Source organism: Legionella sp. 27cVA30 (genome assembly GCF_024160945.1).
Classification (GTDB): Bacteria; Pseudomonadota; Gammaproteobacteria; order Legionellales; family Legionellaceae; genus Legionella_A; species Legionella_A septentrionalis.
In genome coordinates, this window is sequence record NZ_JAMYXK010000002.1 from 753,086 (window position 1) to 768,745 (window position 15,660).

A 15,660-nucleotide genomic window follows, 5' to 3' on the forward strand; every position below is an offset into this window, starting at 1 on the left:
ATTCAGTTAACCAACCTTCTATTTATCAGGAATGTGGTACAGGCGGTAAAAGTAAATGATTTAACTGGGAGAAACGTTTATAAAAATCAATATCATACTCTTGAAGTGTTAAAAAACCCCTCTCATCAAAAATACGCAACTCAATACGACAACCGTTTTTTGTGGTTTCTATCAAGAAATAACTGTTATGTGCGTCTTTTTTACGTGCGCATGAAAGGGAGCCTGCATGTAAAATCAGGGCGGAGCGATTATTGTTTTTTTTTATGAGGCTTAAATTTGCATAATGCAAGTGGCCGGTACAGATCAGATCAATGTGACTTTCTGGCAGATAGTTTACTAACTGCTGGTAATTTTTAAGCGGCTTGTGCAAGTCATATAAATGATCAAAATTATGATGGAAAAACAAGATGCTTAATCCAGAAAACGGTTGCTTAAAATAATATTTAATTTTTTGTAGCGTCTTCTGGGAAATTTTACCATTCTTCACCCGATATGGATTTACGCTGTTTACCCCGAGTATTCTTATTTTATCGTTTTTAAATTCTGTTCCATACTGGCATGAAACATGAGTGTTAAAGGGTTTGAAAGGCGAAAAAAAGCGCTCGAATACATCATAAAGCGGGACATCATGATTTCCTGGAACGATCAAGATTTCAGTTTTTATATTTCTTAAGAAAGCGAGGAGCTCCTGATATTGTTCTTTTAGCGCCCGTTGTGTGCAATCGCCGGAAACTAAAATTATATCCGGTTTTATGCCATCTACATCTTTGAGAAAAAAATCAAGGATGTCTGGTTTATGCATCCCGAAATGCAAATCTGAAATGTGCAGTATTTTCATGGGTTGTTGGTAATTAAAGTCAAAGAATTCGGGATTGACTTGTATAACAAAGGCGTATTTTTCACCATGGTTTCTCCATCCAGAGACAAGGTAATTTGAGAGTGGTTATGGATATGAATTTCCATCGGCAGCTTGGAGGACAGTATTTCGAAACTTTCTTTTTTATTAAAAAAATAATGAATGAATTGCAACAATTGCATCTTGCCATATTTGTAATAATAAATACCGAGTTGAGCGTTGCTAAAATTTATTCTTTTGACAGAAAACGGGAATTCATAGGTATACAAATTGTTACTTATCATTAAAAAAGACGTATCGATTGATCGGCTTAATTTCCGGTTTTGCAAGGTTAAAGAAAACGCTTTGTGTTTTTTTAGAGCATGCCACAGGCTGGGGATGTAGCATAACCATTTATTATAAAATTTTTTATAATAATCCAATTTTTTTGCAAAACTTGGATAAAATCCAATAGAAGAATTATTTACAAAAACCGAACCATTAACTTCTGCCGTATCAATTTGCACGGTTTTTTTATTTTCTATCGCCTTGATTATTTCATCTGGGGTTTGAGGTAAATTTAATTCTTTTGCAAAATGATTCATCGTACCGAGCGGCAACACGCCTAAAATTACCGGCGAGCATATGCATTCTTGTGCTGCTGCACGAATAGTGCCATCCCCCCCTCCCACGAGTAATATGGAATGACGATTGCGTGCTTTTTTAATGGAATCATTCAATTCGTCAGGAGATGGTTTGTATATTGTATAGCTGATGTTACGTTCGGTGAATGCAGTTAGATAGCCAGAAAGTGAGGCTGCATTTTTTGATTGGCTGTTAATGACAATGCCTATATTCTCCATTTATCCCCGCATTAAGGCTTTATGATGACCAAAGTTTGCTTTTTATAAGCATAGAAGGCGGAACAACTTTTGCCAGCCATTTATTAAGTAGATGTTGGGGTGGGAGAATATTATGCATTATAAAAAAGACTATATTTTCATATTCTTAGCATTCTACTCACAGAGTTATAAACAGATTTTGTGGATAAGTAGATGGTAAGACTTAAATGAAAAAACATTAAGTTCTTATAATATAATGATTTTTCATATAGTGAGTAGGGGAAAAGAAAAGATAGTGAACTAGGCAAAAAGTTATCCACAAAATGTCCTTTGTGGATTTTTAAAATGGGAAGGTATATCGTATCTAAAACGGTCGGTATCAGGAATTTCAATAAACTGTACAAATCGATTGCAAAAGACAAACCAAGAGGATGCGCCTTTGTCGATTTTTAAAAAATTTAAAAAGTTTTACAGAGCTTCTAAAGAAAACCGGGTGCAAATCCATCTCTTTCTGGGCTTTGTAATTGTTCCCGTTATTGGCATGACCCTTTTATATATTTGGGTTAACTTATTCTGGATTTAACTTCCCGCCAACCCTTTTTTATGGAAGAATCGGCGGGAGTCGTAAAACTTATATTAACAATGAACCTATTTGTAATTTATATTGGCGGCACACATGCCAATTCACTAATCGAGCTCCACGACATGCGTTTTGTGGTAGCGAATTGCATTGAAGATACCTATGATTTTTTGCGCAAAAGCTGGTGGGGTATTCCTGCCAGTTTGCATTTAGATGCGTGGGGGGTTTTAAATTATGCAGACGGGTATCAAATTCAAATCGCAAAAAATAAGCCGGAAGATGATGTAAACAAATTATATTTCGTTAACTTGGGCGGATACGATGCAAAACAATTTACTGAATTGCATCAAAATGTTTTTGTCGTGGCTGCTGATGAAAGCGAGGCAAAACGGAAAGCAGTGCAGCAAATCGCCGCCTGGCAATCCCCGCATCGCGATTACTTGTACGAGATGGAACAGTGCTTGGATTTGAATACACGATTACAGGCTGATGGATATTATATCCACCTGACAAGGCAAAACGAGCCACGACCATTCGCGTTTACCTGCCATTATACACCTATTGGTAGCAAGGAATAATTACAGTGTATACGCAAGGCATGGTTCGAGCTTGCGATGCAGCCACTGCCTTGCCCATGAGGCGGGATAATTAGTTAAAAATAGGCAAGAAGCAAATTCCGGTAACGAGAATTCAGATAAATTCTTGTGCAGCAAAAAAAGATACTCATTTTCAAGGTATTTAAGCGTCTATGCACAGAGTTATACACAGTTTTTGGGGATAACTTTTATGAATAAAAAAATCCATAGTAAAGCCAGGGGCTTTGTATTTACTGGAAGATAGGGTTTTGCAGCAAGAAAGTCGTGGTGATTTCAGCTGAGATTAAAAAAAGATATCCACAGGAAGAAAAGTGATTTTTCTAAAAGCAGTGTACATGTTAGCTAAATAAAAATAAAAAAAACAGTCTTGACTAGGGGATAATTTTCATACTCAAGTCTTGCAGCATCATGGATTGTTACTTGTTTATCACCGGCTTGTTCGTTTATAATTTCAGCTCAGTTTAGTGTTTTTACTTTAACCATTTTGCTAAAATATAGTTAATAATCAAAATGGAAATTTTCGTACAAGTTGTAATGTCTAGGGAGATTTATTGATGCCAATTTATGAATATCAATGCGCGGGTTGTCATCATAAATTTGATTTAATGCAAAAAATTACAGATGAGCCTGCAAAAAAGTGTCCTCAGTGCTTTGAGGATAAGTTGCTAAGGTTAGTATCGCCCGCCGGTTTTCAATTAAAAGGCACCGGATGGTACGTCACTGATTTTAAAAATAAAGGTACGGCTAAAAGCACAGCAGCACCTTCTGAAAAATCGGATGCCGGAAGTAAATCCAGCAGCGATTCCTCCAGCACAAAAAAGGGTGAAACTGATTGAAAAGCAAATCAATTCGCAGTTACTTGCTAGCGGGTCTCGTTGTTTGGTTGCCTATTTTGGTCACCTTTGTGATTTTGCGTTTTATTGTAGATTTACTCGATCAAACCATGGCTCTTTTACCTAAGGCATATCAACCTGAGCAGTTGTTTGGCTTTCATTTGCCGGGTTTGGGTGTCTTGCTTTCCCTAATTTTGTTAATGGTTACCGGGATTGTGGCCACGAATTTTTTAGGGCAAAGATTAGTATGGTGGAGTGAATCTGTCCTGGAGCGTATCCCTTTGGTACGCTCCATTTACAATGCTGCCAAACAAGTGATTCACGCTATCTTCGGTGCTAACGGGCAATCGTTTCGAAAGGTGCTTTTGGTTGAGTATCCGCGCAAAGGCATGTGGAGTTTAGCCTTCCAAACTGGAGTTTCCAATTTTGAGGTCCATACGGGTGCAGAAATGGTTTCCATTTTTATCCCCACCACACCTAACCCTACATCGGGCTTTTTAATGATGGTTCCCAAAACCGAAGTCATTGAACTCACTATGAGCATCGATGAAGCATTGAAATTTATAATTTCTCTGGGTGTTATGCAGCCTGTAGCTATGGGTGCATTTGCAGTAAAAGAACAATTATCACAATAGGCAGTTTTCCTTATGAGATCACACAATTGCGCCGCCATTAATGAAACAATGATAGGTAATCAGGTTACGATTTGCGGCTGGGTTCATAATCGCCGCGATCATGGCGGGGTTATTTTTCTTGATATCCGTGATCGTTCCGGCCTTGTACAAGCTGTTTATGAACCAGAAAGGGCAGATGTGTTTGCGATTGCCGAGAAATTGCGCCATGAATACGTAGTGCGAATTTCAGGGCAAGTGCGGCCACGCCCCAGCGGGATGGTGAATGAAAAAATGCCTACAGGCCGCATTGAAATCGTTGGTATGCAGCTCGATATTTTAAATCAGGCACAAACCCCGCCTTTCTTGCCGGATGAACATCAGAACGTCAATGAGGATTTACGTTATCGATATCGTTATTTGGATTTACGGCGTCCTGAAATGCAGCAAAATCTGATTATGCGTCATAACTTAATCCGGTGCATACGCGAATATTTAAATGCACAAGAATTTCTTGATATTGAAACGCCAATGCTCACCAAGGCGACTCCAGAGGGCGCGCGTGATTATCTGGTGCCTTCACGGGTGCATCCTGGGCAATTTTATGCCTTACCGCAATCACCGCAATTGTTTAAACAATTGTTAATGATGTCCGGATTTGAAAAATATTATCAAATTGTGCGCTGTTTCCGTGATGAGGACTTAAGAGCAGATCGACAGCCAGAATTCACCCAGCTTGATATTGAAATGTCGTTTATTGATGCAGAAAACGTACTAAAGCTCATCGAAGGCTTATTGAAAAATGTATTTTCCACCTTGCTGGGTGTGCAATTGCCAGACACTTTGCCGCGTATGAGTTATGCGGAAGCCATGCGCCGCTTTGGTAGCGACAAGCCTGATTTACGTAATCCGCTGGAACTCGTGGACATTGCGGATTTGGTTCTGGAATCGGAATTTAAGGTGTTTGCTGGTGCTGCGGCTGATCCCGAAGGGCGGGTTGCGGCTTTAAAATTACCTAATGGTTGTGAGCTAAGCCGTAAGGAATTGGATGATTATGGGTTATTCGTAGGCAATTACGGAGCCAAGGGTTTGGCTTATATCAAGATCAATGATAAAAGTCAGGGGATTGCAGGGTTACAATCGCCTATTCTGAAATTCCTGTCCGATTCAACTGTACACGCCATTTTAGATCGCGTGCAGGCACAAACCGGGGATGTCATTTTCTTCGGTGCGGATAAGGAAAAAGTTGTAAACGATGCCATGGGAGCTTTGCGTAGCAAATTAGGTCAGGATCGTAATTTGATTCAACCAGGTTGGCAACTCTTGTGGGTCGTCGATTGGCCCATGTTTGAGCTGGATACCCAAACGCATAAATTACAGGCCATGCATCATCCGTTTACTTCGCCATGTCATTTGTCTGTTGAGCGTTTGCAAGAAAATCCATTAGGCATGCTGGCAAAAGCATATGACATCGTCATCAACGGTTACGAGATTGGTGGGGGCTCGATTCGTATCCATCAACCGGAGTTGCAACAAGCGGTTTTTGATTTGCTTGGAATCGGCTTGGAAGAAGCTAAAGAAAAATTTGGCTTTTTGCTGGATGCATTACAATTCGGCTGTCCTCCGCATGGAGGCATTGCTTTGGGAATTGATCGATTGGCCATGCTTTTAACTGATTCAACCTCCATTCGTGACGTTATTGCATTTCCAAAGACACAATCGGCTTCTTGCCTACTGACCAATGCACCTGCAGCAGTAGGGCAAACGCAGCTTAATGAATTAGGAATCCGTCTTGCTCCCAATTTACAAGCACGATAAATCCATCACCGGCAACAGCTCGATGCATTGGCGTCGCAGCTGCTTGCTTGCCTGGTTTAGTATTTTCCTTAGTTTATTTGTTGTAACAGGATATGCCGAAACTTCAATAAAAAATGAAGGTTCCAGTAAATTGTTAGAATATCTCTTGCAGGAGAAAAATAACCTTACTATTACCATTAATGAAGCCAGACAATTAACTCCCCCTCAAAGCCAAGCCCAGTTAAATCAAATTAAAAAAGAAAACGAAGCGATGCTTGCCTTAACGCGGGCCAAATTGGAGTATTTACAAGGATTTTTGGCTAATCAGACCATTCAAAAAGAACAGCTGGCGCAACGTTTAAAAAAAGTTCAGCAATCTCCTTTGCATAAATCAGAGGAAATGTTGGCACAGGAGCGCATCAGTAAAATTAATACGCTGAATGAGGTGAATCAAAAAATAATCGAATTAATCCTAAGCAATATTGAATTGTCACGCAGTTACGAAAAAACACTCCAGGCGCAAAAACATGATCTGGAAATATGGCAGGCTAAATTTGATGAGCGCGAGCGGTTGGAACAATTAAACCAGAGAATTTTGATTCTTAATAAAACACGCGATGACTTGTATCAAAAAAATATAGAATTACAGGAAAAAAAACACGACCTCACGTTTAATGCCAATATTTCTCATGAAGCCCGCTTATTGTTGAATAACCAAATTATAATTCTTATCCAGCATAGGATTACTGAACTTAAAATTCGCAAAAAGCTGATAAAAGCCGATTATTTATTGTTAAGAAACCGCGATACGAAAACCATCCAATTTGTTATCGATTCCTACCAGATGGCCATCGATGAATTATCAACGATGGAACATTCTCTGCGTAAAATGACGGATTTGCTTAAAAATGAACAGGTTTTATTAGCGGATCATGGGTTAAAACAACAATTTTTAAATTTACAAAAAACAGTCCATACGCGTTTGCTGGAAATAACGCTGCAGCAAAAAACGTTATATCAAGATTTGGAAAAAAAACAGCAATATTTAAAACAGCAAATTTCTTTGCGACAAAGTTTGGCAGAATATAACCTTGGCAGCTGGCCTGCCATCTTTAAACAATTGTTGGATATGCCCAGCCGTTTTTATAATTATGGGAAAGTGCTGGTGCTCAAAGTCAAAGATAATTATCGTTGGCAAGATACTTGGCCAAAAAGTATTTTTCTCCTGGAGCTTTGCTCTATTTTCTGTATAGCCATCGGCTTAAACCATTTGTTAAAAAAAGTCACTCAAAATAAGAAACGCTCCCGCTTAACGGCCCATTTATATGATGGTTTATTAGTATTGTTGCAGCGAAATATACCGCATCTGGCAATTCTGGCTGCATTAATTTTAACATTTGTTAAAAACCAGGTTCCGCATGCCAATTATCAATTGTTAGTGAACTTATTTTTGGTATGGCTTACATTTCGAAATTTAATCCTGATTGCTCGCCTGACTTTACTGGAAAGGATAAGTGACGCATCCGGAAAGGATGTTCGTTTATATCATCGCCTGAAATGGATATTTCTAATGGGAGAGTGGTCGACTGCCTTAATGGTATTTAGTACGCAGCTACCGCTATCTTCTTTGTTGCAAGATATTTTTAATCGTTTATTCATGCTGTTTTTGGTCGCCATGTCTGTCGTAATTTGGCGAAGCAAAGATGTTTTCCCTCACTTGTTAAGACCATTTCTTAAAACCAGAAAACGTTATATACGCAATGCGCTTGGCGTTTTAGTCATGCTTTTGCCCTTGACCTTGTTAACCATTGCCGTAATCGGATTACTCGGTTATATCAATTTGGCCTGGACCATGAGCCAATATCAAATTTATGTTTTACTGGTCATTAGCGGTTATGTTTTAGCACGCGGTTTGATATTCGATGCGTTAGAATTATTGTCGGAATGGATGATTTTTAATTTAAAAAATGGTTGGTTGTGGATTGAGGTGATATTAAAGCCTGTAGACAAAATTTTACAGGTACTTTTACTTTTAGGTGGTACAGCTATTCTTTTTAACTTATTCGGGTGGCACAAAGATTCCTGGGTGGTCATGAGTTTAAAGGAATTGGGGCGTTATCCCTTAGTTAACCTCTCCGGCGTGCATATTACCTTTGTTAGCATCATTGAATTTTTAATTTTACTCTGCGTAGTGATTTGGGCTGCAAAATGGACGCGTGAGTTCAGTTATCGCTGGTTATACAGCAATGCGAAAGATGCAGGCATACGCAATAGTCTTTCCGTATTTACACAATATGCTGTGATCTTAATTGGTGGTTTCATCACCTTACGCGTTTTGGGGCTTGATTTTAGTGGCATGTCCATGATCTTGGGAGGATTGGCAGTTGGTATGGGATTTGGACTGCGGGATTTTGCCAGCAACATTATTGGCGGGTTGATGTTGTTAATCGAGCGCCCGGTACGGGAAGGAGATTTAATTACTTTAGGGGAATATGAAGGGCGCGTGGCTCACATCGGTATTCGCTCCATGCGTGTATCTTCCTGGGATAATATGGAAGTATTAATTCCCAATGCTGAAACTTTTAATAAGCCATTCACCAATTGGACGCATCAGGACAGCATAGTAAGAACAGTAGTACCCATTAAAGTCAGCCGCAGTGATGATCCCACGATAGTGCAGCATTTAATTCTGGATGTACTTGCTGTCATTCCAGAAATTTTGGATGATCCGGCCCCGCAAGTTTTTCTAAAACAAATTGATGATGCATTAATTGAATTTGAAGTGCGTTATTTCATCAATGTACAGCTGCATACGCGGTTTGAAATTCGCTCCAAAGTCTTGTTTGCAATTATGGAGCAGTTTAAAGCCGCAGGTATTAAACCCCCTATACCTCCTTTTAGTGTGGAATTGAAGAAGGCTGACAGTGACATTAAAAAAACAATTGATGAATGAAGAAGAATTGTTACAGCGTTGCCAATTGCTGGCAGGTTTAAGTTTCGGGCAATTGGCTTGCGAATTAAGCTTAAATATTCCCATACATGCATCCAGGGCAAAAGGTTGGTTGGGGCAGGCCGTTGAAATTTTTTTGGGAGCTACGGCTGGCAGTAAAGCCATCCCTGATTTCCACACATTAGGAATTGAATTAAAAACATTGCCCGTTAACCATCTTGGCAAGCCCGCTGAATCCACTTTCGTCACGTCCATTTCCTTGCTGACTGTGGGTAAAGAAAAATGGCTTACTTCACAATGCTACTCCAAATTGAAGAAAGTTTTGTGGCTGCCCATCGAAGGGGAACGGGATATCCCTTTACCGCAACGCCGCATCGGCAGCGCAATTTTATGGTCGCCAACTGTTGAACAAGAACGCATCTTGGCGGAAGATTGGCTGGAATTAACCGCTATGATTGGCATGGGCCGTCTGGAAGAAATTCATGCTGGTATTGGGCGCTATTTGCAGGTTAGGCCCAAAGCCGCCAATGGTCGCTCGCTTTGCTATGGATTTGATGCAACAGGAAATAAGGTGTTAACTTTACCCAGAGGTTTTTATTTACGCAGCAGTTTTACTGCAACTATTTTGGCATCAGAATAAGCCGCTGGGTTTGCATTATTGCATGCTGCCTATTATCTTTCCTATCGCATAGATAACACATATAATTACCGTAGGAACAGGGACAAGCTATCACTTAAAGGGAGTTATCATGACCAAATTGGGACTAGCATTATTTTCATCCTTCATATTAGCAAGTTTGGGGAATGTAACCTTTGCTGCAGCAGCTAATACTTCTGATCAAATTCAATTGTTGAATAGTCAAATCCAAGCTCAATTACAAAAAATCCAGGAAAATCAACAAAATCAAATTAAAGCATTGAATGACCAGCTACAAAAACAATTAAGCCAGATGCAAAAAAAACTGGAAGAGCAGATTCAGCAAGTAAACACCAAAACACAAGCACAAATAAAACAGGTTTTAGATACGTTGCAACAACAAATAAAACAAGTTCATCAAGAAGCTCTACAAGCCAGGAAATCATGACGCATTGGTGATTTTGACAATTTGCTTTGAACACTAGGAAGCAACATGGTACAAACAGTTCGCCCCGAAATTGAAGTTATCGCCCCTGTTTCATTGACCGACACGGAAGAAGTCCGTTGGCGGATTCAAGATATAAAAAAGCACCTCGATGAAGTAATTGATTCTATTTATCATAATTCAAGCATTTTGAACGGATGGGCAAACTTCTGGGGTGAGGTGCCGCTTTGGCAAAAAATTTTAACAGGAATTGGTTTTTTTGGAACATTGTTAATCCTGGGTATTGTCGGGCATTTATTGCCCCTGATAGCAGTTACTGTTATTTCTGCAGGTATTTATGGATTGAGTAGTTATCTTTTGGATGAACATTATGAAAGCAGCGAGATGTCCAAGGAGAGTCTTAAACAAGGAGTATTGGGGTTAGTTGAAACTTTAAGCATTATTATTGAACAATTGCAACAAATTAGAATCCAATTAGCCGAGGAAATCCAGCATTTCAAGGGAGAAAATGAAAAATTACAGCGTTCGATCGATGAGCTTTCCCAACAAGTGCAGTTATTATCGCAGGAAACAAAAGAGTTACTTGGAATTAAAAATGAATTCGCACAATTAAAAGTAAAATATGAGCAGACAAACGAGAGATTGGAGAGTTTAAAAGTCGAGGCTGCAAAGCAAATTGGAAATTTGAAGGAAATTAATCATTCTTTTTTTAAAATTGCAGCCAATTTAACGGAATCAAGCTTGGAGAATAAAGAGCATCAGGAAATTTTTATTACCCAATTAAAAAAGTTTGTAGAGGAGAGCACGCAGGAATCCATTAAAAAAGCGGAGGAATATAATTTACTTAAGCAGGAATTGGAGGTTGCCAAAAAACAATTGCAAGAAAACAATTCTCGTTATGAAGCATTAAACGGCAGCCATGAATTATTGCTTAAAGAATACAATGAAGAATTAAAGAGAGTGCTTAAACGAGATCATAAGCCTACTCCCCAATTGCTGCCCTTTAGCTTTATTGCCGCTGCAAGGCCGCTGACGATGGTAAAAGATGAAGAAGAGGATCCGGTTTACACGCCCATTTTATAGTTACGAAAGTAGCTCTCAAAGCTGCCGCTGCTTAGGAAGCTTGCTATACCAATGGAGCACAGTTGCATGCCTATAATCTCTTCTAAAGGTATCATGTCAGCATTATTTTCACTACAATAGAAGTTTTAACCCACTTAAATCATCTATGTTCAAGCCATTGGCGTTGTATATTGGCATGCGTTACACGCGTGCTAAAAAGAAAAATCACTTTGTTTCATTCATTTCATTAAGTTCCATGCTGGGTATCGGCATGGGCGTCATGGTGCTCATTACCGTACTTTCCGTAATGAATGGATTTGATGAGGAAATCCATAAACGTTTTTTTGGCATGGCACCGGAGATTACGGTGACGGGCCGGGATGGCAAAATCAGCAATTGGCAGGGCTTGGCAAAAGAATTGGAACATTATCCCGGGGTCACTGCCATTGCTCCTTATGTAGGTGAGCAGGGATTATTGACCCATGAAGGGCAGGTATTGGCGATTATTTTAACCGGCATTTCTCCGGAATATGAAGGGCGCGTTAATCATTTGGAAGAAAAAATGATTACCGGCAGCATGAAGGATTTGCACGATTTCGGCATCATTCTTGGACGCGGGCTGGCAGACAATTTGGGGGTCATGATAGGGGATAAGGTTACCATCATGATCCCGCAAGCAACGGTAACCCCAGCCGGTATGGTTCCTCGTTTCAAGCGTTTTACGGTGAAAGGGGTATTTTCAGCAGGCTCTGGATTTAATTTTGATACCAAACTTGCTTTCATCAACATAGCGGATGCACAAAAGCTATTGCAGTTGAGTAGTGATGAAGTGACCGGCATTAAAATGAAAATAGCCGATGTATACCAGGCGCCCAGCCTTTCCGAACAATTGGCCGTTAAACTGGGTGAGGAATATGAGGTTGGTAATTGGACAAACCAGTTCGGTGCTTTTTTCCAAGCTGTTAAAATGGAAAAAACCATGATGTTTCTCATTCTTCTTTTAATCATTGCAGTGGCGGCATTTAATTTGGTGTCATCTTTGGTCATGGTAGTGAATGACAAGCAAGCCGAAATTGCTATTTTACGTACCATTGGGGCTACGCCCGGAATGATCCTCTGGATTTTCATCGTGCAAGGTATGATGGTCGGTATCGTTGGCACGGTACTTGGGTTAATAGGAGGATTGATTTTAGCCAGTAATGCCACAGAAATCGTCAATTTCTTACAAACTTTATTTGGGGTGCATTTATTATCGTCTAATATTTATTTTGTCGATTATTTACCTTCCAAAATTTTATTAAAAGATTTATTGCAAGTGTGTATAGCTGCTTTGTTGATGAGTTTTTTAGCTACCATATATCCCGCATGGCGCGCTTCAAGAACGGTAATTGCTGAGGCTTTGCATTATGAATAAAATGATTGTTTGTTCCTCTAACCTTGGTAAAACCTATCGTGACGGTCAGGTGTCTGTAGCGGTGCTGCAGGATGTTAATTTTTCTGTAGAAAAAGGTGCCCGCATTGCAATCGTAGGACCTTCGGGCTCCGGGAAAAGCACGCTGCTCCATCTTTTGGGAGGGCTTGATAAGCCGAGCGGGGGACAAGTATCCATTGAAGGTGTGGACTGGCAATCGTTATCGGAAAAGCAACGTTGTCAGACCAGAAATAAAAATTTGGGTTTTATTTACCAGTTTCATCATTTGCTGCCTGAGTTTACTGCGCTTGAAAATGTTGCCATGCCATTATTGCTGGCGGGAGAGCCCACTGAAAAAGCACGTGCACAAGCACGGATGATTCTTGCCGAAGTTGGGTTGGCTGCACGAGAACAACATAAACCCTCTCAGTTATCGGGTGGGGAAAGACAGCGCGTTGCCATTGCACGTGCATTGGTGCATAAGCCTCAGTGCGTGTTTGCTGATGAACCCACCGGCAATTTGGATCATGCCACCGCATTGAAAGTTTTTGATTTAATGCTTGATTTAAATCAGCGGTTACACACCGCTTTGGTGATAGTTACGCATGATATGGAGTTGGCAAAGCGTATGGACAAAATCCTAACCTTACAAGAAGGCCAGTTATTGCAGTTAAATGATTAGGAATTGCAACATGAGGCAACTTCAGGGACATTGCCTCATGTTTGCTTGCGTCAAAGCGTATGCAGGGACCCCTCTGACGTAAAGCAGTAGTGCTGCTACGGCAACTCATGACGCGTCCACAGGCATCCTGTGGACGGCGATTAATATTCAGCGTGGCCCGGTGTGCGCGGGAATGGAATTACATCACGAATGTTGCTAACCCCGGTGATGTAGCTTACTAACCGTTCCAAACCTAAACCAAATCCGGCGTGCGGAACAGTCCCGTAGCGTCGTAAATCTCTATACCATTGGTAAAGTTCCTTATCCAAACCGCATTCATCCATGCGTTTGTCAAGCATCTCAAGGCGATATTCACGCTCACTGCCGCCAATAATTTCCCCGATGCCGGGTGCTAACACATCCATCGCGGCAACAGTGTGCCCGTCATCATTAAGCTTCATGTAAAAGCCTTTAATATCTTTCGGGTAATCCGTGAGAATGACCGGTTTTTTACACAATTCTTCTGCCAGATAGCGTTCATGTTCTGATTGTAAATCCAGCCCCCAGCTCACCGGAAAAGCAAATTTGACAGGCGCTTTTTCCAGAGCATGAATGGCATCTGTATAAGTCATGATTTCAAAATCAGAATTGACAATATGCTCTGCGCGTGCAATACACCCCGGATCGACAAATTGGTTAAAGAAATTCATATCGTCCGCTTGTTCATCCAGTACGGTTTTACAGACATATTGCAGCATTTTTTGACTGAGCAGACTAATATCCGCAAGCGTAGCAAATGCTACCTCCGGCTCAACCATCCAAAATTCGGCAAGGTGACGACTGGTATTTGAGTTTTCCGCTCTAAAGGTTGGGCCAAACGTGTAAACCTTAGACATGGCCAAACAATAAGATTCTACGTTTAACTGACCAGACACGGTGAGGAAAGCTTCACGGCCAAAGAAATCTTTAGAAAAATCCACCTGGCCTTGCTCATTTTTTGGCAGATTTAATAAATCCAAAGTGCTGACGCGGAAAAGTTCACCTGCACCCTCACAATCACTGGCAGTGATGATAGGAGTATGGATCCAGAAATAACCTTGCTCATGGAAGAATCGATGTATTGCTTGCGCCAAAGAGTTGCGCACACGCGTGACCGCGCTAATCGTGTTGGTGCGTGGACGAAGATGCGCTACTTCACGTAAAAATTCAAGCGTGTGTCGCTTTGCCTGAATTGGATAGGTATCCGGATTGTCTACCCAGCCTATTACTTCAATTTGCTCAGCTTGAATTTCAAACGATTGGCCTTTGCCTTGCGAGGCGACAAGTTTTCCAGTGGCGACCAAGGAACATCCAGTCGTTATTTTTAATACATCCGTTTGATAATTAGGAAGATTTTCGGGAACAACAATTTGTATCGGCGCAAAGCAAGACCCGTCATGGAGGCTTATGAATGAGAGCCCGGCTTTGGAATCCCGTCTGGTTTTTACCCATCCACGCACCGTAACGGTTTTATCAACATCGATTTCGCCATTCAAACTCTGTTTTACTGTAAAGACATTGCTCATATATACTCCAAAATATTCCACTGCCTGGCAAGTAATCAGTCAATTGAATGCCTTTCGTTTGCTTGCCTAAACATTAGGCTGAGGCAGCTCGTTGAATAAGGTTTTTTATCCTTGCTTTATCCTGGCTGGAAGTAGCAGGAAGTAATCGTGTATGACAAAAGCTTGAGTGATGAAACGCCTGGATTCAACTTTAGCGAAAATAACGGTTGCTTTTATCGCTGACAATATAATTGAATAATACACCAAATAAAATAAAGGTGGGAATAGTATGCAGCGCGAAGTGTTTTTGTTTTTGAGCTTGTGTTCTTCGTTAATTTTTGCCAAGGATACCGAATTACAATATTACAGGCCGTTTGCTGCTAGGGAATTGCCAATTGCAATTGAGCTTGCCAGCAGTGGGGAATGTAAAGAGCAATCCTACCTTATCAGAAGAGAAGATGCGTGGAAATGCACGGTGGCTGATAAAACCTATGATCCCTGTTTTGCGAAGGATTCTTCTGAAAACCCGCTGGCGGTATGCCTATCTTCTCCCTGGGAAAGCAAAGGAGTGCAGGTTACCTTGGCTAAACCTTTGGATAGTAGCCAAAATGAAGTCCTGGATATGTCTACTGCTTTTCCCTGGGCTCTTGAACTTTTGAGTGGGGAAAAATGCCTGGCTGTACAGTCGTTCGGGCAAATAGATGGTCTGCCGGTTCGTTATGTGTGTGATAATAAAACTCGCTTATTCGGTCATGTGCAGCGCTGTTCAGCGGAATGGCAAATGTTGCAGGAAACTACTGGTGGGATGCATCCTGCTAAAATAAAAAAAGCATGGTTTTAGCAGCCAGCTTTAAGG

14 protein-coding genes are annotated in these 15,660 nt (G+C 40.7%); 11 read left to right on the forward strand and 3 right to left on the reverse strand.

From position 1 onward, the window contains the following. Positions 1-25: 25 nt before the first annotated feature. Both NKV53_RS08795 and NKV53_RS08800 read right to left on the reverse strand, forming a co-directional pair. A complete protein-coding gene (locus NKV53_RS08795; RefSeq protein WP_253350997.1) occupies positions 26-838 on the reverse strand; it encodes a metallophosphoesterase in 813 nt (270 codons plus the stop codon). Next, positions 835-1,698 (reverse strand): diacylglycerol kinase family protein, encoded by an 864-nt coding sequence (locus tag NKV53_RS08800; protein ID WP_126953931.1) that lies wholly within the window; start codon positions 1,696-1,698, stop codon positions 835-837. The genes NKV53_RS08795 and NKV53_RS08800 overlap by 4 nt, the downstream gene beginning before the upstream one ends. A gap of 621 nt (positions 1,699-2,319) precedes the next feature. On the opposite strand from NKV53_RS08800, the gene NKV53_RS08805 reads away from it, so the two are divergent. The 10 genes from NKV53_RS08805 (at position 2,320) to lolD (ending at position 13,281) form a co-directional block, all read left to right on the forward strand. Beyond that, on the forward strand, positions 2,320-2,835 hold the full coding sequence (locus tag NKV53_RS08805) for a DUF1543 domain-containing protein (RefSeq protein WP_126953930.1): 516 nt from the start codon (positions 2,320-2,322) through the stop codon (positions 2,833-2,835). Between the two features lie 572 nt (positions 2,836-3,407). Next, positions 3,408-3,689, forward strand: a complete 282-nt coding sequence (locus NKV53_RS08810) for an FmdB family zinc ribbon protein (RefSeq protein ID WP_126953929.1) — start codon at positions 3,408-3,410, stop codon at positions 3,687-3,689. Next, on the forward strand, positions 3,686-4,321 hold the full coding sequence (locus NKV53_RS08815) for a DUF502 domain-containing protein (protein ID WP_126953928.1): 636 nt from the start codon (positions 3,686-3,688) through the stop codon (positions 4,319-4,321). Before NKV53_RS08810 ends, NKV53_RS08815 begins: the two co-directional genes overlap by 4 nt. A gap of 12 nt (positions 4,322-4,333) precedes the next feature. Next, entirely contained in the window at positions 4,334-6,115 is a 1,782-nt protein-coding gene (gene aspS, locus NKV53_RS08820) for an aspartate--tRNA ligase (RefSeq protein WP_126953927.1), read from the forward strand. 22 nt (positions 6,116-6,137) lie between these two features. Beyond that, entirely contained in the window at positions 6,138-9,047 is a 2,910-nt protein-coding gene (locus NKV53_RS08825; RefSeq protein ID WP_126953952.1) for a mechanosensitive ion channel domain-containing protein, read from the forward strand. Next, on the forward strand, positions 9,013-9,684 hold the full coding sequence (gene mutH, locus NKV53_RS08830) for a DNA mismatch repair endonuclease MutH (RefSeq protein ID WP_371923210.1): 672 nt from the start codon (positions 9,013-9,015) through the stop codon (positions 9,682-9,684). The genes NKV53_RS08825 and mutH overlap by 35 nt, the downstream gene beginning before the upstream one ends. A gap of 109 nt (positions 9,685-9,793) precedes the next feature. Then, positions 9,794-10,129 (forward strand): hypothetical protein, encoded by a 336-nt coding sequence (locus NKV53_RS08835; RefSeq protein WP_126953926.1) that lies wholly within the window; start codon positions 9,794-9,796, stop codon positions 10,127-10,129. 45 nt (positions 10,130-10,174) lie between these two features. Further along, the gene (locus tag NKV53_RS08840; RefSeq protein WP_126953925.1) at positions 10,175-11,209 is read left to right on the forward strand and encodes a hypothetical protein; all 1,035 of its coding nucleotides are present in this window, start codon (positions 10,175-10,177) and stop codon (positions 11,207-11,209) included. A 145-nt stretch (positions 11,210-11,354) separates the two neighbouring features. Further along, positions 11,355-12,602 carry a lipoprotein-releasing ABC transporter permease subunit gene (locus NKV53_RS08845; protein WP_126953924.1) on the forward strand — a complete coding sequence of 416 codons (1,248 nt, stop codon included), beginning with the start codon at positions 11,355-11,357 and terminating at the stop codon, positions 12,600-12,602. Further along, a complete protein-coding gene (gene lolD / locus NKV53_RS08850; RefSeq protein ID WP_126953923.1) occupies positions 12,595-13,281 on the forward strand; it encodes a lipoprotein-releasing ABC transporter ATP-binding protein LolD in 687 nt (228 codons plus the stop codon). The genes NKV53_RS08845 and lolD overlap by 8 nt, the downstream gene beginning before the upstream one ends. 140 nt (positions 13,282-13,421) lie before the next feature. On the opposite strand, the gene asnS is transcribed toward lolD, so the two are convergent. Next, entirely contained in the window at positions 13,422-14,825 is a 1,404-nt protein-coding gene (asnS, locus tag NKV53_RS08855; RefSeq protein WP_253350998.1) for an asparagine--tRNA ligase, read from the reverse strand. Between the two features lie 268 nt (positions 14,826-15,093). On the opposite strand from asnS, the gene NKV53_RS08860 reads away from it, so the two are divergent. Then, complete coding sequence (locus tag NKV53_RS08860; RefSeq protein WP_253350999.1) at positions 15,094-15,645, forward strand: hypothetical protein; 552 nt, start codon at positions 15,094-15,096, stop codon at positions 15,643-15,645. Positions 15,646-15,660: the final 15 nt, after the last annotated feature.